Source organism: Saccharopolyspora elongata (assembly GCF_004348985.1).
Classification (GTDB): Bacteria; Actinomycetota; Actinomycetes; order Mycobacteriales; family Pseudonocardiaceae; genus Saccharopolyspora; species Saccharopolyspora elongata.
Genome location: NZ_SMKW01000095.1, coordinates 1 through 21,914, shown reverse-complemented (window position 1 = coordinate 21,914; position 21,914 = coordinate 1). Strand labels below are relative to the sequence as shown.

At 68.2% G+C, this 21,914-nt stretch carries 15 protein-coding genes and 3 pseudogenes; 6 read left to right on the top strand and 12 right to left on the bottom strand.

Annotated features, from left to right (window positions below; translation table 11 throughout):
* Positions 1-26 precede the first annotated feature (26 nt).
* Positions 27-2,177, bottom strand: coding sequence for a hydantoinase B/oxoprolinase family protein (locus E1288_RS40405; protein ID WP_132493957.1), 2,151 nt, complete (start codon positions 2,175-2,177; stop codon positions 27-29).
* A gap of 26 nt (positions 2,178-2,203) precedes the next feature.
* Positions 2,204-4,261 carry a hydantoinase/oxoprolinase family protein gene (locus tag E1288_RS40400; protein ID WP_132493956.1) on the bottom strand — a complete coding sequence of 686 codons (2,058 nt, stop codon included), beginning with the start codon at positions 4,259-4,261 and terminating at the stop codon, positions 2,204-2,206.
* 200 nt (positions 4,262-4,461) lie between these two features.
* On the opposite strand from E1288_RS40400, the gene E1288_RS40395 reads away from it, so the two are divergent.
* The 5 genes and pseudogenes from E1288_RS40395 (at position 4,462) to E1288_RS40375 (ending at position 12,242) form a co-directional block, all read left to right on the top strand.
* Positions 4,462-6,297, top strand: a complete 1,836-nt coding sequence (locus tag E1288_RS40395; protein ID WP_165968523.1) for a helix-turn-helix domain-containing protein — start codon at positions 4,462-4,464, stop codon at positions 6,295-6,297.
* Between the two features lie 100 nt (positions 6,298-6,397).
* Entirely contained in the window at positions 6,398-7,672 is a 1,275-nt protein-coding gene (locus E1288_RS40390) for a hydroxymethylglutaryl-CoA reductase, degradative (RefSeq protein ID WP_132493955.1), read from the top strand.
* A 379-nt stretch (positions 7,673-8,051) separates the two neighbouring features.
* The gene (locus tag E1288_RS40385) at positions 8,052-8,450 is read left to right on the top strand and encodes a relaxase/mobilization nuclease domain-containing protein (RefSeq protein ID WP_132493954.1); all 399 of its coding nucleotides are present in this window, start codon (positions 8,052-8,054) and stop codon (positions 8,448-8,450) included.
* 838 nt (positions 8,451-9,288) lie between these two features.
* Positions 9,289-9,848: pseudogene (locus E1288_RS40380) on the top strand (FAD-dependent oxidoreductase); the annotation flags it as partial.
* A 69-nt stretch (positions 9,849-9,917) separates the two neighbouring features.
* Positions 9,918-12,242: an ATP-binding protein gene (locus tag E1288_RS40375; RefSeq protein WP_132493953.1), complete on the top strand. Its 2,325-nt coding sequence runs from the start codon at positions 9,918-9,920 to the stop codon at positions 12,240-12,242.
* Positions 12,243-13,228: 986 nt separating this feature from the next.
* On the opposite strand, the gene E1288_RS49985 is transcribed toward E1288_RS40375, so the two are convergent.
* The 4 genes and pseudogenes from E1288_RS49985 to E1288_RS40360 form a co-directional block, all read right to left on the bottom strand.
* Positions 13,229-13,351, bottom strand: coding sequence for a hypothetical protein (locus E1288_RS49985; protein ID WP_268952015.1), 123 nt, complete (start codon positions 13,349-13,351; stop codon positions 13,229-13,231).
* Between the two features lie 36 nt (positions 13,352-13,387).
* A complete protein-coding gene (locus E1288_RS40370; RefSeq protein ID WP_235884145.1) occupies positions 13,388-13,669 on the bottom strand; it encodes a transposase in 282 nt (93 codons plus the stop codon).
* Positions 13,670-13,714: 45 nt separating this feature from the next.
* A protein-coding gene (locus E1288_RS40365; protein WP_408014311.1) for an IS5 family transposase occupies positions 13,715-14,448 on the bottom strand; the annotation gives its coding sequence in 2 pieces (ribosomal slippage) (positions 13,715-14,169 and positions 14,169-14,448; 735 coding nt in all).
* 418 nt (positions 14,449-14,866) lie between these two features.
* Positions 14,867-14,980: pseudogene (locus E1288_RS40360) on the bottom strand (helix-turn-helix domain-containing protein); the annotation flags it as partial.
* A gap of 229 nt (positions 14,981-15,209) precedes the next feature.
* On the opposite strand from E1288_RS40360, the gene E1288_RS40355 reads away from it, so the two are divergent.
* Positions 15,210-16,106, top strand: coding sequence for a LysR family transcriptional regulator (locus tag E1288_RS40355; RefSeq protein ID WP_132493951.1), 897 nt, complete (start codon positions 15,210-15,212; stop codon positions 16,104-16,106).
* 88 nt (positions 16,107-16,194) lie between these two features.
* Here the strand turns inward: E1288_RS40355 and E1288_RS40350 are convergent, their stop codons facing one another.
* From E1288_RS40350 to E1288_RS40325, 6 genes and pseudogenes are all read right to left on the bottom strand, one after another.
* A complete protein-coding gene (locus E1288_RS40350) occupies positions 16,195-17,040 on the bottom strand; it encodes a carbohydrate ABC transporter permease (protein ID WP_207954827.1) in 846 nt (281 codons plus the stop codon).
* Complete coding sequence (locus tag E1288_RS40345) at positions 17,030-17,980, bottom strand: carbohydrate ABC transporter permease (protein ID WP_132493949.1); 951 nt, start codon at positions 17,978-17,980, stop codon at positions 17,030-17,032. The genes E1288_RS40350 and E1288_RS40345 overlap by 11 nt, the downstream gene beginning before the upstream one ends.
* Positions 17,977-18,825: a metallophosphoesterase family protein gene (locus E1288_RS40340; protein WP_132493948.1), complete on the bottom strand. Its 849-nt coding sequence runs from the start codon at positions 18,823-18,825 to the stop codon at positions 17,977-17,979. Before E1288_RS40340 ends, E1288_RS40345 begins: the two co-directional genes overlap by 4 nt.
* A complete protein-coding gene (locus E1288_RS40335) occupies positions 18,822-20,189 on the bottom strand; it encodes an ABC transporter substrate-binding protein (protein ID WP_132493947.1) in 1,368 nt (455 codons plus the stop codon). Before E1288_RS40335 ends, E1288_RS40340 begins: the two co-directional genes overlap by 4 nt.
* Positions 20,190-20,224: 35 nt before the next feature.
* Positions 20,225-21,325, bottom strand: coding sequence for an ABC transporter ATP-binding protein (locus E1288_RS40330; protein WP_132493946.1), 1,101 nt, complete (start codon positions 21,323-21,325; stop codon positions 20,225-20,227).
* Between the two features lie 380 nt (positions 21,326-21,705).
* Positions 21,706-21,914: pseudogene (locus E1288_RS40325) on the bottom strand (IS256 family transposase); the annotation flags it as partial.

The following is a 21,914-nucleotide window of genomic DNA, read 5'->3' as shown; positions in this document are numbered from 1 at the left end:
TTCGCCCCTGATCTGTAGGTGACTCGTCAGCTCTCGGCCGCATCCACCCGAACGCGGGCCTCCAGGAGGGTGCCGCACGAGGGACTGTAGAACTCGTCGATCAGCACGCGGCGGCCCTCGGTACGCGGGCGGACACGGACTCCGTACTCGGCCAACCGCTCGGCGGCGACGTAGGTGACCTTCCGCGCCTTGCCGCGCCAGTCTTCGCCGGTGCCCAGGCGAGCGCCGCTGGCTGGCACGTACCAGCCGTCGGCGTCGCGGCGTGGCGCGGAGGACCCGGCCGGCGACTTCGGCGGGACCTGCTGGGCGGGGGTGCTGCCGAGGCGTTCCTGGCGCAGCGCGGTGCGGGCTCGCCGGGTGGCGGCCTCGTCGACGGTGCCATCGGTGACGATCACGCCGTAGGTGCGCTGCGCGGTCTCGCCGGTCACGTAGCCGTCGCGGACGTCGGCGGCGACGAGCTGCGGGTCGCGCAGCAGCGGGTCGCCGTAACCGCCTCCGCCGGCGATCCACTGCACAAACACGTCTCCGGCGCGGACCCTGACCGACTGCTGGTTGATCGCCAGCAACTCCCGGTCCGCCGCGCTCAGCTTGTCCGGGGCGGGCACCAGGCCATCGGCGAGCAGCGGGGCAACATCGGTCCGGCGCCAGACCTCGTGGCCGCTGCCGCCGCCGGGCAGCCCACCGCCGAAACCGTCGGCGACGACCTGGGCACTCGGGGCGAACACCGTCTGCGTGACCGCCTGGGCGCCGTGCAGCGTCCACGCGAAGCGCAGGCCCAGCCCGCCGCGGTGGGCGCCGTGCCCGGCGCTGTCGATGTTGAGCTGCTTCCACAGGTAGAGCACCGGGTACAGCATCTCGTTCATCTCGACGTCCGGCAGCATGTTGTTGACCTGCGTCATCATCCCCGCGCAGTCGAGGCCATCACGGTCCGGCTGAGCGCCGGCACCCATGCCACCGCCGTCCATGTTGAACAGCACGAAGTACTCGCCGTCATCGGTGGTGCCCGCGGAGATCCCGCCGGTCCACGAGTCGCCCCACACGCCCTGGGTGCGGTCGCGGATGGTGTCGTCGTCGCTGCCACGGCAGGCGTCGTTCATCAGCTTCGTGACGACGCGGCTGACCCGGGCGCCGGTGGTGAGGTGCCCGTTGCTGATCGGTGCCGGGGGCCGGGGATTCACGATCGACCCGGGCTCGGCGACGATGTCGAACGCGGTCATGACGCCTTCGTTGAACGGAACGTCCCACGCGAGAATAGGCACGATGGCGGTCGCTACACTGCCGACCAGCGCACCGTAGCTGCAGTTGACGAAACCGTCGGTCTGCTCGCTGGAGCCGGTGAAGTCGAAGGTGATCTGGTCGTCGCGTTTGGTCATGGTGCACGCGACGCGGTACAGCTCGTCGACGTGTCCGTTGTGCTCGGTCCACTCCTCGGCGGTGTAGGTGCCGTCGGGGATGCGGGCAATCCGGTCGCGCACGACCTGCTCGGCCAGCTCGAACGACAGCCTCGTGTAGTCACGGAACTGCTCGAGCCCGAACTCTTCGATCGTGCTCAGCAGCCGCCGGATGCCGGTGTTGTTGCTCGCAACCAGGCTGCGCACGTCGTTCCAGAACAGCGCGGGCACGCGGACGTTGTTGAGCAGGATCCGGCGCACCCACTCGACGGGCTCGCCCCGCTCGAAGATCTTGACGCCGGGCGGCAGCCGCAGCGCTTCGGCGTAGCAGTCGTGTGCGCCGGGCGCGAACCCGCCGGGCGTCATGCCACCGACGTCGACCAGGTGCGCTTGCGACTGAGCCCAGCCGATCAGCTCGTCGCCATGGAAGATCGGCGAGATCACGTTGGTGTCCGGCGGGTGGCTCGCGCCCGCGGTGTGCGGGTCGTTGCAGATGAACGCGTCGCCGGGTGCGAGCGGTTCACCCTCGATCGCCTTGACCAGGTTCTGCACAGCGACGCTGCCAGAGCCGATGTGGAACTGGACATAGTCCGAGTAGGCGTAGATGCGGCCGGTGGGGTCGAACAGTGCGGTGTTGAAGTCACCGGCCTCGGTGATCACCGGGGAGCCCGACGAGCGGATCATCGCGATGCCCATCTCCTCCACGATGGAGTCCAGGCGCATGCGGATCACTTCGAGAGTGACGGGGTCGAACCCGTCGGGCAGCGTGCGCGGGGTGCTGGTCATGGTCGTCTCCTTTGACGGGCGGGGGGTCAGCGGTCGGCGAGGCGCAGCAGAAAGTCGCCGCTGTCGATGAGCTCGACGGTGGCGCCAGTGGGCACGTAGACCGTGGTGTCGGGCTCCTCTAGCAGGCACGGACCGGTCGCCCGACCGAGCGCACCGAACCCGCGGTGCACGTTGATCTCGACGCGCTCGCCGGTGAGCGGCTCGATCACGCCGCGGCGGGTGAGCTCGTGGCGCTCCTCGCCGGTGCCCGCGATCTGCTCCACCGTCTGTATGTCGCTGTGGCCGATGGCCCGGACCCGCGAGTTGACCAGCAGAATCTCGGCCTCGGTCCAGGCCGTGCCGGCGCCGAACTCTTGCTCGTAGTCGGCGATGAACTGGGCGCGCAGCGCATCCTTGTCCGCCTCGCCGAAGGTGCCCGCCGGCAGGCGGGTGGTGACCTCGAAGATCTGGCCCACGAACTTCATATCCGCCTCGCGGTGCAGCTCGCGCCGGTCCTCGGGGATCCCCTCGGCCTCGAACCATGCTTGTGCGCGTTCCTCGAGGGCGGCGAACTCCTTGTCGAGCGCCGACGCGGGCTGGTCCATCGTCCACGGGCTCGTCTGCACCGCGGAGAACACCGAGTCGGCGTGCATGAGGCCGTGCGCTGAGAACACCGCGGCGTCGCGCGGGATCACGACCTCGCGGACCCCGGCCTCGGCGGCGATGCTAGCCGCGAACAGCCCGCACGCGCCGCCGAAGCCGACGAGGGTGAACTCGCGCGGGTCGTGGCCGCGGTTCACGGTGATCTTGCGCAGCGCGTTGGACATCTGCGACGTCGCCAGCCGGTACACGCCTTCGGCCGCCGCGTCCTCGGTGATGCCCAGCGGCTCGGCCACGTGCTTGCGCAGGGCGGCCCGCGCTTGGTCCTCGTACAGGGGGACGGTGCCGCCGAGGTAGTAGTCCGGGTTGATCAGCCCGAGCACGAGTGCGGCGTCGGTGACCGCGGGCCGGGTGCCGCCCTTTCCGTAGCATGCCGGGCCCGGCGTGGAACCCGCGCTGTGCGGGCCGACGCGCAGCAGGTTCCGTCCGTCCACCCAGGCGAGGCTGCCGCCGCCGGCGCCGATGGTCTCGATGTCCACGGCGGTCAGGCTGGTGAGCAGGCCGCCGATCTCGGCGCGGGGCAGCAGCCGGAACTCGTCGTCCATGATGGCGGCCGCGTCGAGGCTCGTGCCGCCCATGTCCGCGGTCAGCACTCGCTGGCGGCCGAGCTGCTTGGCCAGCAGCCGCGCGCCGGCGACGCCGCCGACCGGACCGGAGTTGAACATCGAGATCGGGGCCTTGCCGGTCTCCTCCACCGACAGGAACCCGCCGTGCACCTGCATGATCTGCACCCGAGCTCGCAGCCCCCTGCTCCGTAGCTCGTCGGCGAGGCGGTCGAAGTGCGACGCCACGATCGGCTTCACCGCGGCGTCCAGTGCGGTGGTGACCATGCGCTCGTACTCGCGGTAGACCGGCGTCAGCCTGCTGGAGAGCGTGTACGGGATGTCCAGGTGATGCTTGTCGAGGTACTCGCCGATCGCATTTTCGTGGGCGGCATTGCGGAACGACCACAGCAGGCAGACCGCGATGGCCTCGGCGCCGGTCGCCAGCACCGCGTCCACGGCCGTGGCAATCGCGTCCTCGGTGAGCGGGACGAGTACGGTGCCGTGCGCGTCGACCCGCTCGGCGACCTCGACGATGCGGCGACGCTCCACGATGTCCGGCGGCGGCGACATCTTGTGCGGGTCGCGCTCGTCTGTGCGGGCCGAGCGGGCGATGCGCAGGGTGTCGCGGAAGCCCTGAGTGGTCAGCAGCCCCACGGCGGCGTACTTCTGCTCATCCACGGCGTTCGTGACGATGGTGTTGCCCAGGACGAATCGGTCGATCGCGGCGAAGAACTCGGCCTCGGTCATCCCTGCGCGCTCCCGCAGCACGCCCAGCGCGCCGAGGATCCCTGTGGTCACGTCCTTGGTCGAGAACGCCTTACCCCGGATTGCGCGCCCGTCGACGATCGCCACGGCGTCGGTGAACGTGCCACCGACGTCGATGCCCACGTGAAGCGTCATGCTCGCTGTCTCCTTTGACTGCGTCGGTGCGAATCGTTCCGGGCTCACGGATGGTATGCACGAAAGGTTCGTTTCGCGGAGACACCGTCTCACCCGCGGTGTGGACAGTACGAGCGCGAACCCGTCCAGACTATGTATTATTCGCCCAGGATTCCCGAGGTCGCTCTAGGCGATCGGCACATCGGATCGAGGTGAATCCCGTGACGGAGACGCTCCCGAGCGACGTTGTCGTCGGTCTGCTGCAGGCGGCTTCGGCCGAGCAGGAGATCGATGTGGACAGCCTGCTCACCGGCGTGACCCTGCCCGAACAGGACACCGCGCGAATCCGCTACGAGATCCGCCGCCTGCGTGCCACCTCGGAGCGCTGGCGGCGCCGCGGTCAGGAACTCGCGGCGCTGTTCTCCTCCGCGCGCGAGCTTGCCCAGCTTCGCGACGTCGATGAACTGCTCGGTCGGCTCGTCGAACGAGCGCACGACCTCGTCGGCACGGACGTCACCTACCTGTCCGAGTTCGACGCGAAGAGCCGCGAACTCCGCGTGCGCACCACGCTCGGGACGGTCGCACCGTCGTTCCTCGGCTTGCGAGTGCCTCCCGGAGCGGGCCTGGCCAGCCAGGTGGTCGAAGGACGCCGTCCCTACTGGACGTCCAAGTACGCCGCGATGACCGAGGCCCCGCACGACTCCGCGATCGACGCCGCCGTGGCCGCGGAAGGCCTCGTGTCCCTGCTCGGCGTCCCGCTACTCGCCGGCGACGAGGTGATCGGGGTGCTGTTCGCCGCCAACCGCGTCGAGCACGCTTTCTCCCCTGAGGAGATCTCCCTGCTGTCAGCCTTTGCCGACCACGCCGCCATCGTCCTGCAGACCGCTCGCCTGCTCGCCCGCACCCAGGACTCGGCCGACGACGCCCGCCGCGCCTACGGCGAGCTCGCCCGCCACGTCGAAGCGATGGAACGGGCCAGCGAGGTGCACAGCGACCTCACCAGCCTCGTGCTCCAAGGCGGTCAAGCACCAGACGTCGCGACCGCGCTCGGTCGTGCTTTGCGCTGCCACGTCACACTTCGCGACCCCGAACACCTCGACGGCCCCGTCGCCGACGCCGTCGACCGCAGCCGCCACAGTGGTCGGTGCACGCCCGCGAGCGACGGCACGTACGCCGTCGCCGTCCTCGCCGGGCCGACCCTTCTGGGCGCGCTGCTGCTAGAGCAGGGCGAGGTCGAGTTCGGCCCCGTCGAGCTGCGCACCGCCGAACGCGCCGCCCAGATCACCGCGCTGCTCAACCTCAAGCAGGACGCCATGCTCGAGGCCGAGCAGCGCGTCCGCGGCGACTTGCTGGCCGACATGCTCTCCGACGACCCCGACCGCCGCGCCGACATCGCCACCCGCGCCCGCGCACGGGGCATCCGGCTCGACGAGCTGCGGTCAGTGGTCGTGATCTCGGTGCCGGCCGAACTGCGCCGCGGGGCCGTCCGCGCCCTGCGCCGGACCGGCGGCCCGGTCGGCGAACATGCCGACCGAGTCGTGGCCATCACCTCCTATCCCGACCCAGCCACCGCGAGCGCACTCATCCACACCATGGTGCGCCGCACCGTACGGGCACCGGTTCTGGCGGTCGGCGCAGGCATCGCCGACGTCACCGACGACCTACGCACCCAGGTCGACGCGGCCTCGGCGTGCGTCCGGATCCTGCCCGCACTCGGGCTGAACGACACCGCCGTCACCACCGACGAGTACCTCCCGTACACGGCCCTGTTCGGCCCAAGGGAAGCACGCGTGACGAGGTACGTACGGCGCGTCATCGGGCCCGTCCTGGACTGGGACGCCAAACACGCGGGCAAGCTCCTGCCCACCCTCGCCGCCTACCTCGGCAACCGGATGAGCCCGGTCGCCACCGCCCGTGCACTCCACGTGCACAAGAACACCGTCCTCCAACGCCTGGAACGCACGACCGAGCTGCTCGGCGAGGACTGGCAGGAGCCCGATCGGCTCTTCCGGATCACCGTCGCGGTCCGCCTCGCCAACCTGGCCAAAAGCCCATAGCCCCCCCGTCAATGGTGGATGATCGGCCCATTCCCGGCCGATGCGCCGCGAACTAGCGTCCTCCCCCGTACCGCAGCCACACCGAGGTGGGAGGGGCGCCATGCCGCGCACCAGTCGTATCCAGGGTCTCCGGGACCTCTCCGTCGAGGCCCGACGCAAGTCCCTCGCCGAAGCCGCCGGCATCGACCCCGCGTCGATCGCCGCCTTCGACCCCGCGCACGGCCTCGGCACCGGGCTGGCAGACCACATGATCGAGAACGTGACCGGGATCGTGGGCATCCCGCTGGGTGTCGCGACGAACTTCGTGATCAACGGCACCGACGTGCTGGTGCCGATGGCGACCGAGGAAGCCTCCGTCGTCGCGGCTGCGAGCAACGCCGCCAAGATCGCGCGCGTGCACGGCGGGTTCACCACGTCCTCGACCCCACCCGTCATGCAGGCCCAGGTCCAGATCGTCGGCGTCGCTGACCCCGAGGCCGGGCGAGTACGGCTACTCGAAGCCCGCGACGAGCTGATCGCGCTCGCCAACGACCAGGACCCCAAGCTCGTCGAGTTCGGGGGCGGCGTCCGTGACATCGCTGTCCGGCTGGTCCCCTCGCGCGCCGGCACATACGTGGTCGCGCACCTTCAGGTCGACGTGCGCGACGCCATGGGCGCCAACGCGGTCAACACGATGGCCGAGGCCGTCGCCGCCCGGGCGGCCGAGATCGCGCGCGGGAGCAGCTTGCTGCGGATCCTCACCAACAAGGCCGATCTCCGGCTCTCCCGTGCCCGCGCGGTGTTCGACGCGGACGCGCTCGGCGGCGCCGAGGTCGTCGACAACATCATCCATGCCGCCGCCCTCGCCGAAGCCGACCCCTACCGGGCCGCCACCCACAACAAGGGGATCATGAACGGCATCACCGCCGTCGTGCTCGCCACCGGCAACGACACTCGCGCCGTCGAAGCCGGCGCCCACTCCCACGCCGTCTCGCCCGCCGGGCTCTACACCTCGTTGTCCCGCTTCGAAAAGGATGCCGACGGCAATGTCGCCAGCACCCTCGAGCTACCCATGCCCGTCGGTCTCGTCGGTGGCGCCACCAAGGTCCACCCGGCCGCGCAGGCCGCGATCACCCTGCTCGGCGTCCGCACCGCCGCCGAACTCGCGGAGATCATCACGGCCGTCGGCCTCGCCCAGAACCTCGCCGCCATCCGAGCGCTGGCCACCGAAGGGATCCAGCGTGGCCACATGTCCCTGCACGCCCGCAACATCGCCTCCGCCGTCGGCGCGACCGCCGAGGAGGTCCCGGCCGTCGTCGCCCGGCTCATCGCGGACAAGAAGGTCCGTGCCGACCACGCCGAGCAACTCCTCGCCGAGCTCCGGGCCAGACGATGAGCGACTACCGAAAGCTTCGCCAAGACCAACCTCAACCGCACGGTCGCCGAGTCGCTCGCGATGTTCGCACCCGTCATCACTCAAGCCGATCGGAGCGGACACGCAGGACGTCACCGGCCATGACAAACACCTGTACGCCGTGCTGGGATGGGCACCTTTCCACCCTGGAGCGAGTGCTGGACCTGCTGGACGAGTAGTGATGGCCAAGGTCAGCCGCGGCCGTAACCTCGGCGGGCTGCTGCGCTACCTGTTCGGGCCCGGCCGAGCGAACGAACACATCGAGCCTCATCTCATCGGCGCCTGGGACGCGGATTAGCTGCCGGAAGGCTCGTTTGCCGCCGACTTCGAACAACGCGGTGGTCTAGCGCGCCTGGCTCGGATGCTCGACACGCCCCGCCTTGCACACGACATGGCCGTCAACGGCGGGCACGTCGACCACGTGGCGATTTCGCTGCCCGCCGATGATGGACGGCTGAGCGATGCGACGTGGCGACAGCTGGTGTACGAAGCCGTCGTCAGCATGGGGTTCTCGCGTCGCCGTTGGGTGGCCGTCCATCATGGCCGCTCGGCGCAGGGCAACGACCATGTGCACCTGGTGGTCAACCTCGTGGAGGAGCAAGGTCAGGTCGCGAACACGTATCGGGACTGGCCACGGTGGCGGAGTTGGTGCCAGCAGACCGAGCACCGGATGAACCTGATGCCGAGCTCGCCGGGGCCGGCCGCAATGCCACCAGCCGAGCCGAGATCGACCGCGCCCAGCGGGCAGGGCACCACGTGACCGGCCGATACGAGCTGCGGCACTTGGTGCACTCCCCTGCCGCGCATGCTCGCACCGAGCTGGAGTTTGTCGAGCAGCTGCACGCCCGCCGCGTGCGCTTCCGCCCACGCACCGACCGTGCAAGCCGCCTGACCGGCTACAGCGTCACTCTCACCGACGATCACGGGCGTCCGCAGTTGTGGCTGGCCGGTTCCGGTCTCCGACGGGACCTGTCTCTGCCCCGCAGTCGGCACAACCTGGTGCGACTGCCGCCCAGCCGCTTCGCCTTCACCTGGACGCCGTCCCGACGAGCTATGGCGCTACCTCCAGCGCAGCGGCCACACCGTCGAGCACTCGCACGCCGCCGCGCAGCACGTGGCAGACCTGACCGTCGTCAACGCAGCTCAGGGCGCTAAAACACCCCAGGAGGGTCTAGATCGGCCACCTTTCAGGGAATAACATGCCCTGACCTGCGGAAACGAATGCAGATCAGCCCTGGATTCCTGCCCTCCAGGAATCCAGGGCTGGCACCCCGCCGGGAAGTCCTCACCGGGGCCTTTTTCTCTTGGAATCGCCCGGTCACATCTCTGGCAGAGGCGGCGAACCCGGATAGAGGACCTGGAACCAGTTCCGTTGGTCGGCAGCGTCCACGGTCCAGGTAATCAGGCCGTCCCGGGCGAGCGCTGCCAGGCGCTCCCGCACCTCCTCTTCAGCCAGTTCCGTGACCTCGGCCAGTTCTGCAAGCTCGCAGGGGCCGTGACCGGGGATGCATCCGATGCGGGTGCCCAGGACGTACAGAATGAACTTGCGCTACCTCGGCGAACAACGTCAAGCGGCGCCTCGAGACCGCCGTCTTCCCCCTCGAACTCGTCATCACGGCACCGCCGGTCGGAAGATGGACCGCGGCTTCGTGCTCACCGACGATCGCCTGCGCACCAACCTGCCCGGCGTCTACGCCGTCGGCGACATCGTCCCCGGCCTGCAGCTGGCCCACCGCGGCTTCCAGCAGGGCATCTTCATCGCCGAGGACATCGTCGGCCTGAACCCGCAGCCGATCGACGAGGCGGGCATCCCGCGCGTGACCTACTCTCACCCCGAGGCCGCCTCGGTCAGCCTCACCGAGGCAGCCGCCAAGAAGCAGTACGGCCAGGTGCAGACCTTCACCTACGACCTGGCCGGAAACAGCAAGAGCCAGATCCTCAAGACCGCCGGTGCGGTAAAGCTCGTGCGCACCGCCGACGGCCCGGTCCTCGGACTGCACCTGGTCGGCGACCGCATCGACGAACTCATCGACGAAGCCCAGCTAATCTACAACCCGACGACGTCGCCCCCCTCGTACACACCCACCCCACCCAGACCGAAGCCCTCGGCGAGGCCCACCTCGCCCTGGCCGGCAAACCGCTGCACGTGCACGGCTGACCAGCCCGCAGACCACCTGCGTGCTTGCGGCCGGTTTCTCACGGGCCGCTGAGCTAGCCTGGAACTGCTATGACCGACGTGTCTGCGCAGCGCTTGCAAGGAAAATGGCCGACCGAGGTCACCAGCTTCGTCGGCCGGCGCAAAGAGCTGAGCCAGGTCAGGCAGGCGCTGTCCTCCTCCCGGCTGGTCAGCCTGACCGGCGTGGGCGGCGTGGGCAAGACCAGGCTGGCCTCGCACGCCGCCTGGAACATGCGGCGAGCCTTCCCGGACGGTGTATGGCTGGTCGAACTCGCGGGCTTGGAAGACGAAGGGCTCGTTCCACAAGCGATCGTGTCCGCACTGGGCATCCACGATCAGTCCACACGCTGGACCGCCGAGACAGTAGCCGAGCGTGTCGCGGACCGGCGTCTGCTGCTGGTGCTCGATAACTGCGAACATGTGCTTCACACCTGCGCGCTCACCGTGGCGGCCCTGCTCAAACGGTGTCCTGAACTGCGGATCCTGGTCACCAGCCGCCAGGCGCTCGGCATCGCCGGCGAGTCCATCCTGCCGGTCTCCGCCCTGGAATGCCCGGATCCCGACAGCGGTGTTACGCCCAGCGCGTTGGCCGGTTACGAAGCTATCGCGCTGTTTTCGGACCGTGCGAAAGCGGTCCTGCCGGACTTCGTCCTCGATGACCACAACGGACATATCGCCTCCGGTATCTGCCGGCGACTGGACGGCATTCCCCTGGCAATCGAACTGGCGGCGGTGAGTCTGAAAGTGCTGTCCCCCGAGCAAGTCCTGCGACGGCTGGACGACCGGTTCAGCCTGCTCACTACCGGCAACAAGGCCGCGCTGCCGCGACATCAGACGCTGCGTGCCCTGATCGAATGGAGTTGCGATCTGTGTTCCAGCAACGAGAAGGAGCTGTGGGCACGTACCTCTGTATTCGCCGACAGCTTCGATCTCGACGGTGCTGAGGGGGTCTGCGCGGACGAAAACCTGACCCAAGCCAACGTTCTAGGCACGCTGGCAGGATTGGTGGACAAGTCGATCCTCATCCGCGATGACCGTGACGGCAAGGCCCGGTACCGGCTGCTGGAGACCATTCGGCAGTACGGCCGCGACATGCTGCGACATTCCGGCCAGGAGACGCAGGTCCGCCAACGGCACCGGGACTGGTGCCTGAACCTGGCCGAGCAGATGCAGCAGCACTGGTTCGGCCCCGATCAAGCCCGTTGGTTTGCACGCCTGCGAACCGAACACGCCAACATTCGCACCGCACTCGAATTCTGCCTGAACGAGCCGACAGGTACCGTCGCCGGAACGCGCATCGCCGACGCCCTCCACGACTACTGGCGCGTCAGCGGACTCACCAGTGAAGGTCGCCGCTGGTGCGACCGAATTCTTCAGCAAGGCACCGAGAACGACGGCGACCGGCTACGTTTACTCATTAGTGCCAGCTACCTCGCCCTTCTGCAAAGCGATGTACCCGCAGCATCCACTCTCATCAGCGAGGCCCGCACGCTCACTGCCGACAACGACGGGGACACGGCCGCACTGCTGCGGGTTGCCGAAGCCCTCACTGCGGCACTGCAACGCGACTTCTCAAATGCGATTGAGCTCTGCGAAGAAGTGATCCCCCGGCTGCGGTTTTCCGGGGACCTGCCCTGGTTTTCCACCGCCCTAGTCGTCCTCGGCGTCAGCGCCTCACTGCACGGCGACTCAGAACGCGCCACCGCCGCATACGAGGAACTTCTCGCGCTCGCACGCGAATACGGCGAGAGCTGGCGCTGCTCCTACGCCCTCTGGGGCCTCGGCGTCGAGGCCTGGCGGCAAGGCCAGCAGCAACGAGCCGCTACACTCGCCCGCGAAAGCCTCGACCTCCAGCAGGAATTCAACGACCACCACTGCACCGGACTGTGCGCCGAAACGCTCGCATGGGTCGCCACAAGCGAAAACCGCCAAGACGACGCCGCCCAGCTGTTCGGCACCGCCGAGACCATCCGCCGCGAAGCCGGCGCACCACTGCTGACCTTCTTCCGCCACTACCACGACGAATGCGAACAACGGACCCGCCACGCTCTCGGCGACGACCAGTACCGCCGCCGCTACGCCCAAGGCGCGGACGTCAGCCTCGAACAAGCCATCGCCTACGCCCGCGGCAAACCACCACGCACCGAGCCCGCTCTCCGGCAAGAGCCGCGCGCACGCCTTAGCCGACGCGAGCGGGAAATCGCCGAACTCGTGCGCCAAGGCATGAGCAACAAGCAAATCGCCAGCAACCTGGTCATCTCCCAGCGCACCGCCGAAGCCCACGTCGCGAACATCCTCGTCAAACTCGGCTTCACCTCACGCTCCCAAATCGCAGCCTGGGCCACCGAGCACGACAACACCCCGCACGCCAACTAGAAACAAACGCTCAGGTTGCTGCACGTGTAGAACTCATGTCGAGGAGATTCTCTTGTGGACGGTTCATGCAGCCGATGCGGTTTAGCTTATAGTTCTCTCAATCCCACGTGCCGACACGCTCGGGCACCGATGAGCGCCAACCACGACGAGTCACCACTGCAGGCGCCGGAACGGACCCACAAGGCGCGATGGACCGTGCACGCGCAGTGGAACGGAGCTTCCACAACGGATCCATCCAGTCAACGGGAGAACATCATGACCATCGCAACAAACTCCCGCTGGAAGACGCCTATCTTTATGCACGCCACCGCCCCAATCGCCAACGCCGCCACCCGAGGCCAGCACCGGCCCCAAGTACCATGCACGACAACGCTACAGCGAAGCCGCAGCGCACCTGCACGCACCAAGACACCGCCTGCACTGCAGCCCCCGCCCACACGACCCAACCGACAACAATTCCGCGGTCAAAGACCGCTTCCTCGCGGCGTCGCCCACGGTCACGCCGCTGACCTCCGTGAAAGACTGGTGCGCAATACTGGGATCGAACCAGTGACCTCTACCATGTCAAAAAAGTAGTGAGCCGCTTGAGCCGACCAGCCCATTCGCGTTCCACCGCAAGTCAGCGGCCCTCCTTCCTCCTCGTTCCGACGGGTTGCCGTGCGTTGCTTCGCGTTCCCGTCGTCACGATATCGACATTTGATCTTGGAGGAGTACTGCTGCCTTGGTGTCCCATCTGAGCCTTCCCCTGACAGCCCACCGTCCGTTGCCATTCAACCCGTTCGCCAACGCCGCCCCGGCCAAGCTGGACGCACTGCTTCTCGTCGCGCGCCGCCTGCGTCGGCACCCCGCACGGCCGGAGCCACACCAGATCAACCTCGCACCCGGATCTCAGTGACGTCCATCAGTGCGGTGGACACAGCAAACCCCGCTTCGACGCAAGCCCCATGCGCCGGTGCCTGCCACTCTGGCTCGGTGTCCGCCGGGGCCTACGACACCGCCGCAAAATCAGGCTCGTCGTCCTCACAGGACATTCCGTACTCGTCCACGCCGGCGAAACGGCCATCCACCGCACCGTCGCCCGCAAGCAGCACCGTCCACTCCAACGCCACCCGACCTACTAATGATCTTTTTTAGGTGATCTTGGTTCATAGGCGGCGGCCCCTGTGGTCAAGGAAGGAGAAGCACAATTGGTAGCTGCTGCCGATGCGTTCCAGCCCGATCGCCGCGGCAGCATGGGCCTGGTCGATGATGTCGGGGCAGAGGTTGGCCAGTTCGGTGGCTTTGACGTTGCCCCAGACCTGTTCGACCGGGTTGAGCTCGGGCGCGTATGCGGGAAGCCGTTCCACAGCAAGCCAATGCCGCTGAGTGGCCAGCCAAGCTTTCATGTCTTTGGACCGGTGGGCGGACAGCCCGTCCCAGATCAGCATCACCGGATCTCCGCCCAGATAGGTCGTGCAGGTCGGTAAGGGTTCCTAACAAAGGGTCTTGATGTGTCGAAAGCAGATGATGCAGGTGGCCAGGCCGAGGAACGCCTCGTGGATGTCGGCGCGGCGTTCCCAGCGGATGCGCAGGCGTCGCATGCCGTGGTACCAGGCGATCGTGCGCTCGACGACCCACCTGATCACGCCGAGTCCGGAGCCGTGGCCGGTTCCTCGTTCGGCGATCTGCGGGTCGATTCCCTTGGCGCGCAACTCGTCCCGGTGTTGGGCGGAGTCGTAGGCGCGGTCGGCGTACAGCGCGTCGGGTCGGCGGCGGGGGCGCCCGCGCCTGCCTCGCACGGGCGGGATCGCCTCGACCAGCGGGAGGAGCTGGGTGACGTCATTGACGTTGCCGCCGGTCAGGCTGAATGCCGTCGGAATGCCGCCGCCCTCGATGATCAAGTGGTGCTTGGAGCCTGGCCGGGCGCGGTCGACCGGGCTCGGGCCGCTTTTGGGCCGCGTCGCGCCGCCCGCACATGCGAGCTGTCGATCACCGCACGCGACCAGTCCAGCTTCCCGGCCGCGTTCAGCTCGGCCAAAAGCTCCTCGTGCAGCCGCTGCCACACCCCGGCCTCGTTCCACTCCGCCAGGCGCCGCCAGCAGGTCATCCCGGACCCGAACCCCAGCTCCTGGGGTAGGAACTCCCACTGGATCCCGGTATGCAGCACGAACAGGATGCCCTGCAAGACCAGTCGGTCCGGCAGCCGCTTGCGGCCCAGCTTGGGCAGCGCGTTCTCCCATCAGTCTGCTGCGACACTCCCAACGCCGTGGCCACATCGACCTGCCGCTCGCCGCGATCGAACATTGTCGTGCCGATGCCCTCGACGACCACGAGGGTGGCGCGCTCACCGGCCCGACGCGTGATCCATGCAGCGGCACCATCCAGCCCAGCCGTGCTCGCCGGAAAGCTTGCCCGGTCGACCGCGGCACCGGTCGTGGCGGTCACGACCGACAGCGCGTGATTTGCGGCGTGTGTGTCGACGCCGATGACGAGTTCGTACTGCTCTGAGACGATGGGCATTGACGGCGGATGTCCTTCCGATGGGTCGGCGTCGGCCCGGAAGGAGAACTTCAAGGCAGGCCTGTAACGGGCCACGATCCCGCAGAAACGGGGTCGGGCAGGCTTCTCATCAAGCCACCGAAGCAGACTCTGCGTTCCAGTCGCTGCAACTGCTGGCTCAGCGATGGTTGCGTCAGGTGAAGTTTCGCGGCGGCGCGACCGAAGTCCAGTTCGTCAGCCAACGCCAGGAACGAGACCAGCTAGCGGAGCTCCAACGCGACCTCCCGGGGCGGGCACCTCCCCGAGTTTCCTCAGTCGCCCGGTTCGGTGGGCAAGACACAGGCGAACAGTCGGTGAATCTCCGACGCACCTCCGTCCAGGTGACCGAAGGCGGCCGCGCCGGCCACCAATGCATCACTGGCCGTCGCTTGCCGTTCACATGCTGCTCCCCCGCGCCCGCTAGCTTGGCGGTACCGAGGGAGGTCAATCGTGGAGCTGCGGCATCTGGTCTCATTCCTGGCGATCGCCGATGAACTGCACTTCGGCAGGGCGGCGGCCCGGCTGCACCTGGCACAGCCGTCGCTGAGCCAGCACCTGCAGCGCCTGGAACGCTCGGTCGGGGTGACCCTGGTCGCCCGCAACTCGCACGAGGTCCGGCTCACGCCGGCCGGGCAGGCCTTCCGCAGCCTGGCCAAGGACATCGTCGCCCGGGCGGAGCTGGCCGGGCAGGTCGCGCGCGCGGCCGCCGCCGGCCGATCCGGCACGGTCCGGGTGGGCTACAACTTCCCCGCCGGGCAACGGATCCTGCCCGCCACCCTGGCCGCGCTGAACAGCCGCCACCCGGCGATCGACGTGACCATGTTCGAGATGCGCACCGGGCCGCAGCTCGCAGCCCTCGCCGGCGGGCGCATCGACGTCGCGATGGTCTACGGCAGGCCCACCGCCGCGAACCTCGACAGCCGCCTGCTGCTGCGCGTCCCGCTGGTCGCCGTCGTCGGCCAGGAACACCGCTGGGCCGGGCTCGACAGGGTGCCCTTCGGCGCACTCGACGGGGAGGCCTGCGTGCTGTTCAACCGCGCGCAGTCCTCGGCCATGTACGACACCATCTTCTCCGCCGCGAAAACCAGTGGGATTCGGCTCGACGTCGCCGAAGAGGTTGACGACCCGGGCGCGACGGCGATCCTCGCCGCGATCAAACCCGTGGTCGGCTTCGCCTCGGCCTTGCGCGGACGGCTTACCGACATCCGCGCCACCGGTCCCCGAACCACCACAGTGGGGCTGATCGACCCAGTCCCCATCCTCGATCTCCACGTCGTCTGGCCAACCGACCACGGTCCGCTCGTGGATGCGTTCCTGGAGTGCCTACCAGACAGGGCCGAGGAATAAGCGGCGCGGCCAGGCGTCAACTCGCGCCGGGACCCGGTGCGCAGTTGGGGACGCTGTAGCACCCCCAACTGCGCACGGGCCTCCGCCTCTACTTGAGACCTGAACGGACGAAGGCATTCACGATGTGACGTTGCAGGACCAGGTACAGGACGAAGACCGGTAGGCAGGTCAACCCTGCGGTGGCCATCAGCGGACCCCACTCGTTTCCTTCGGTGCCGAGGAAGCTGCGCAGGCCCAGCTGCACCACCGCATTGCTGCGCTGCAGCACCATGGCCGGCCAGAAGTACTCGTTCCATGCCGTGATCGCCAGCAGGATGCCCAGCGCCGCCAACACCGGGCGCAGCGTCGGCACCACGACCGTCCACAAGGTGCTCCAGGACGACCGTCCATCCATCTTCGCCGCGTCGAGCAGATCCTTCGGGAAGCTCTTGAGGTGTTCGCGCAGCAGCAGCACGCCCAACGCCGAGCACAGGGTCGGGATGATCACCCCAGCCAGCGTCTCCAGCAGCCCCAGCCTGGCGAGCAGCACGTAGTTGGGCAGCATGGTCGCCTGGAACGGCACCAGCCAGGTGCCCACGAACATCAGGTACAGCACTCGTTGGAGCGGAAACGTCCAGGCTGCGAAGGCGTAGGCCGCCAGCAGCGCGACCAGCAGCTGCCCGAAGGCGCTGAGCACCGCGACGATCCCGGTGTTCAGCAGCATCCCGGCCAGGTCGATCTTGCCCAGCGCATCTGCGTAGTTTCCGGTGGACAACGGCCATGGCAGCACCGACAGCTGGTGGACGTCGCCGGGTGCGCGCAGCGACGTGGCGTAGAGCCAGTAGATCGGGAACACGCAGAACAGGCTGAGCAGCCCCAGCACGAGATGCCCGATGATGCGCTGCACCGGGCTGCGCGCGGCGACCGGCTCGGTATCAATGCGCTCAGTCGTCATGATGGCTCAACCGATCCGCCAGGCCCGCCAGCAGCGCAGCGAGCACGATGAACACCGCGAAGAAGATGACCCCGGCCGCCGCGGCCAACCCGGCATCGTGGCTGCGGAACCCGTACTCCCACAGCAGGTAGTAGAGGTTGGTGGTCGCGCCGACCGGGCCGCCCTGGGTGAGGGTGTCGATCAGCGGGAAGGTCCACTGCGCGGACAACAGCACGGTCATCAGCACCAGGAAGGCCAGCGTGGGCGAGAGCAGCGGCAGCGTGACCCACCGCGTGATCTGGCTCCGCGAGGCCCCGTCGACCTGGGCTGCCGCCGAGTAGTCGGGGTTGATGCCGGTCAGCCCGGCGGCGACGACGAGCGTGGCGAACCCGATCACGTGCCACCCGGTGATCACGATGATGACCAGTTGGGCGGTCCCGGTGGTGTTGATCCAGTTCAGATCGGTGCTGAGCAGCCGGTTGACCGCCCCGGAAGTCGGATCCAGCAACCACTGCCAGACCGCCGCACCGGCCACCGGTGCCACGAGCATCGGCGCGAACACCAGACCGCGGTAGACCGCCGCCGCCCGGCCGCGCACCCGTCGGGCCAGCAAACCCACGACGACCGGCATCAGCACCGTGAACGGCAGCATGCCGCCGATCACCACCAGCGTGCGCAGCACGGATTCGCCCAACTCGGGTGTGGTCAGCAGGCGGATGTAGTTGGCGAACCCGACCTCCCGCATGGGCGAGGTCGGCACCAGGTTCCAGGAGTGGAACGACAGGTAGAACGTCTGCGCCAGCGGCTGGTAGGTCCACACCACCAGCAGCACGACGGCCGGCAGCAGGTAGAGGTACGGCGGCGCGAGCCGCCGCACCCGGCGCCACATCGACCGCCGAGGCGCAGGCGTGGTCGCCGTACCCGCCGCCGGTGCCGCGACCTCCACGAAGGTCCCGGTCACCACTCCCCCACCGCCTCGTGCACCATCCGCAGCCGCTCCGCGGCGTCCACGTCGTACACCTCGTCCGCAGTGGACAGCGGTACCGCTGTTGCCACGATCTGCTCGCCGAACACGTCGATCCGGCTGAACCCGGCATCCGCCCCGGCGCGCAACCGGCCCCGGGGTGGGACTGCGGCCACGCCGTAGGCCAGCGCCGGGCCAACCCAGACCGGGATCCCGGCCAGGGCTCCGCAAGCGGCGTGGTGCGCGTGTCCGCTGACGATCAGTCGCACGTCGGTGCCCTTGAGCACGTCGGCGAGCCGGTCCGCGCCGCGCAAGCGGAGCAGGTGCGCCGTCGGCACCGGCGAGGGCACCGGCGGATGGTGGCTGACGAGCACCGTTCCTCGCGGCGATGTGGTGGCAAGCTCGTCGGCCAGCCAGGCCAGCTGCGCTTCCGACAGGTGACCGTCGTGCTGGCCGGGTTCGCTGCTGTCCAGGACAACCACCCGCAGTCCGTCCACCGTGTACACCACGTCGCACGGGTCGGTCGACGGACCGCCGTCGAACAGCCCGGTACGGAACGCCGAACGCTCGTCGTGGTTGCCCATCGCGTAGCAGACCTCGGCGCCGAGCCGCCGCGCGGCAGGCTCCACGATGCCGCGCAACCGGCGGTAGGCTGCCGAAGCGCCGTTGTCGGCGAGATCGCCGGTGAGCAGCAGCGCCGACACATCGATGTCGGAGTTCTCGATCATCATCAGCGCGCCGATCAGGTTCGCCGTGGTGTCGACGACGCCGTGCATCAGGCCATCGCCCGGCCGCAGGTGCGTGTCGCTGAGCTGGACCAGGGTGAGATCAGGGCGAATCACCGACCAGCCTCCAGCAGCTTGGACACCTCGTCTTGCTTCGAGCGCAGCGTGGCCACCGGGTCCTCGCCCTGGAACACCGAGGCCTCGACGGCTTCCATCATGCCGTCGCGGATCTGCAGGTAGCTCGTGCCCGGCATGGACACCCACGGCTCCATCTGCGCCAGCTGGTCCAGGTTCGGCTTCAGGTACGGGTTCTTCGCCGCCCAGTCGCGCAGGCCGTTCGGGTCCTCGACCAGACCGGTGCGCAGTGGCAGGTAACCGATCTTGCTGGAGACCTTGGTGTAGGCCTGCTCGCTGGTCAGGAACTTCATCAGCTCCCAGCTGGCCCGCTGCTTGTCCGGTGACTGGGAGAACACGAACAGCGCGGCACCGGAGTTAGTCGGCACCGCCGGCTTGCCCGCGAAGCCCGGCATTGCGGCCGCTCCCAGGCGCCACTTCCCGCTGGCGCCCTTGAGGAAGGTGCCCTGCAACGCACTGGACTCCAGGATCATGCCCACCTCACCGCGTGTGAAGGACTCCACGGCCTGCATCTGGGTGCGGTTGGGCATCGCACCGGAGCTCACCATGCTCTGCATGCTCTGCACCGCCTCGACCGCAGGGGGCTCGGCGAAGGTAAGTGACTTGCGGTCCGGAGAAATCACCCGGCCACCGTTGGAACGCACCAACGACTGGAAGCACCAGTCCTTGGCCGCCTTGGTCAGGCAGTCCACGTAGGCACCGTCCTTGCCGGTGCGCTCCTTGACCGCGTGCGCCGCCTGCGCCACCTCGTCCCAGGTCGTCGGCGGCTTGGCCGGGTCCAGCCCGGCGGCGGCCAGCAGGTCGGCGTTGAAGTAGAGCGTCGGCGTGGAGAAGACGAACGGCACGCCGTAGGTCTTGCCGTTCCAGTCGCCGAGCGTCCGCGCTGTCGGTGCGTAGGGGTGCCGCGCGCCGTCGAAGTTGCGCTGCACCTCGTCCTTGCCGACCAGGTCGTCCAGCGGTGCGGCCCCGAGCTGGTTGACCGCGAAGTCCAGGTCGCTGAAGCCGAGCTGCACCACGTCGGGCGGGCTGCCCGCGGTGAGCTGGCTCTGCAGGCTGGGAATCGTGTCGGTGGCCGGGTTGGCGCTGTTGCCCTGCGGCTTCTGCGCGGTGACCTTGATGTTCGGGTGGGTGCGCTGGAACTCGTCGATCAGCTCGTTGAATGTGTCGGTCCAGGCGCCGGCCTGGCCGAAGTTGTAGCTCTCGAACACGATCGAAACCTGCTGGCCGGGTTCCAGCTCAGGCACCCCGTTCACCGCCGTCGGGGCGTCGGTGGCACCAAGCCCGCAACTCGTGGCGGCCAGCACCACAGCCGTAGCCGCGCCCACCGCAGCCAGAGACCTTCTCATCTGATTCCTTACCTTTCTCTTGTTCTGTCAAGACGTCACACCGCTGCGGCAACGGCAGCAGGCTGCCAGGAAAGCCTGCGGCCGCTGCCTGGGTCGAACAGGTGCAGGTGCTCGGCGCGAACGGCCAGGCCCACCCGCGCGCCGGAGCTCAGGCCGAGCGGACGGGGCCCGCGAACAGCGATGACGGAAGCGCCAACCTCGCAGTAGGCCACTTCCTCGTTGCCGAGGTTCTCGACCGCGGTTACCACAGCGCGGATATCGGCGTCCTCCAACGCGACCTGGCGCAAGTGCTCCGGTCGCACGCCGACGACCACCTCGCGTTCCAGCAGCTCACCTTCGATGCCCAGATCGAGTTCGACGTCGGAGGCGCGGGCGATGAGCGCGCCGCCATCGCTGCGCACCGCGGCGTCCAGCAGGTTCATCGCCGGGGAGCCCAAGAACCGGGCGACGAACACCGAGGCCGGTTCGTCGTAGACCTCCTCCGGGGTGCCGACCTGCTCCAGCCTCCCCTCGTTGAGCAGCGCGATCCGGGTGGCCATGGTCATCGCCTCGACCTGGTCGTGGGTGACGTAGATCGTCGTTGCGCCCAGCTTGCGGTGCAGCCTGGAAATCTCCGCCCGCGTCCCGGCGCGCAGCTTGGCGTCCAAATTGGACAACGGCTCGTCCATGAGGAACGCGCCGGGATCGCGCACCAGCGCTCGGCCCAGCGCCACTCGCTGGCGCTGCCCACCGGAGAGCTCGCGCGGCTTGCGGTCCAGCAACTCCACCAGGTCGAGTTGGGCCGCCACGTCGGCGACCTTCGCCCGGATGTCAGCGCGCGACCAACGCCGCGCCCGCAGCGGGAAACCGATGTTGCGGGCCACCGACAGGTGGGGGTAGAGCGCGTAGCTCTGGAAGACCATGGCGAGATCGCGTTGCTGCGGCGGGGTGTCGGTGATGTCGACACCGCCGAACCGAAGTCGCCCCGCGGTGGGCGGCAGCAGCCCGGCGATCATCCGCAGCAACGTGGACTTGCCGCAGCCGCTCGGCCCCAGCAGCACCAGGAACTCCCCATCCGCGACGTCCAGCCAGACGTCATCAACCGCGGTGACCGAACCGAACCGTCGACTCAGCCCCTGCAGCTCAATACGGCTCACTGCACACCTCTCGCCTCTCCCGACGGATTCCCGCCGAACGCGACGAAGTGCAACAGCGGTTCGTATACGCCGAGTGAACGCCAGAAGGCCACCCAACACAGGCTGATCGCCGAAAAGGCTTCTACCAGCCAAAAGGACTACTGCCGCCAACCAGGACCAGCAGCTGGCGATCGGAAAACCCAATCAACCCAGAGCAGCCGCCTCTGACCCGGAAGATTATTGACGTTTCAAGATTCTAAGGTGCGAGCAGTGATCGGGCGCGTACGTCCGAGCCGCCTGCGAGCACGGTGGCGGCCACCCGAACTCATCGGCGGACGTTCGAAGCTGTACTGGTCCGTTCGGAACGAGAGGAATAGTCAAGATCTGTGGGTCAAGATTGTTTAGGCGGCGGTGGGTGGGGCGTGGTCGTCGGGGCGTTCGACGAGTTTGCCGCCTTCGAAGCGTGCTCCCGCGCGTACGAGGGCGACGAGTTGGGGTGCGTTGACCGCGCGCCAGCGGGTCTGGGCTGACTCGATGAGTTTGAACGCCATCGCTAGTCCGGCCGCCCGTGAGCCGGGGCCTTTGGTGACTTTGCTGCGGTGCCGCACGG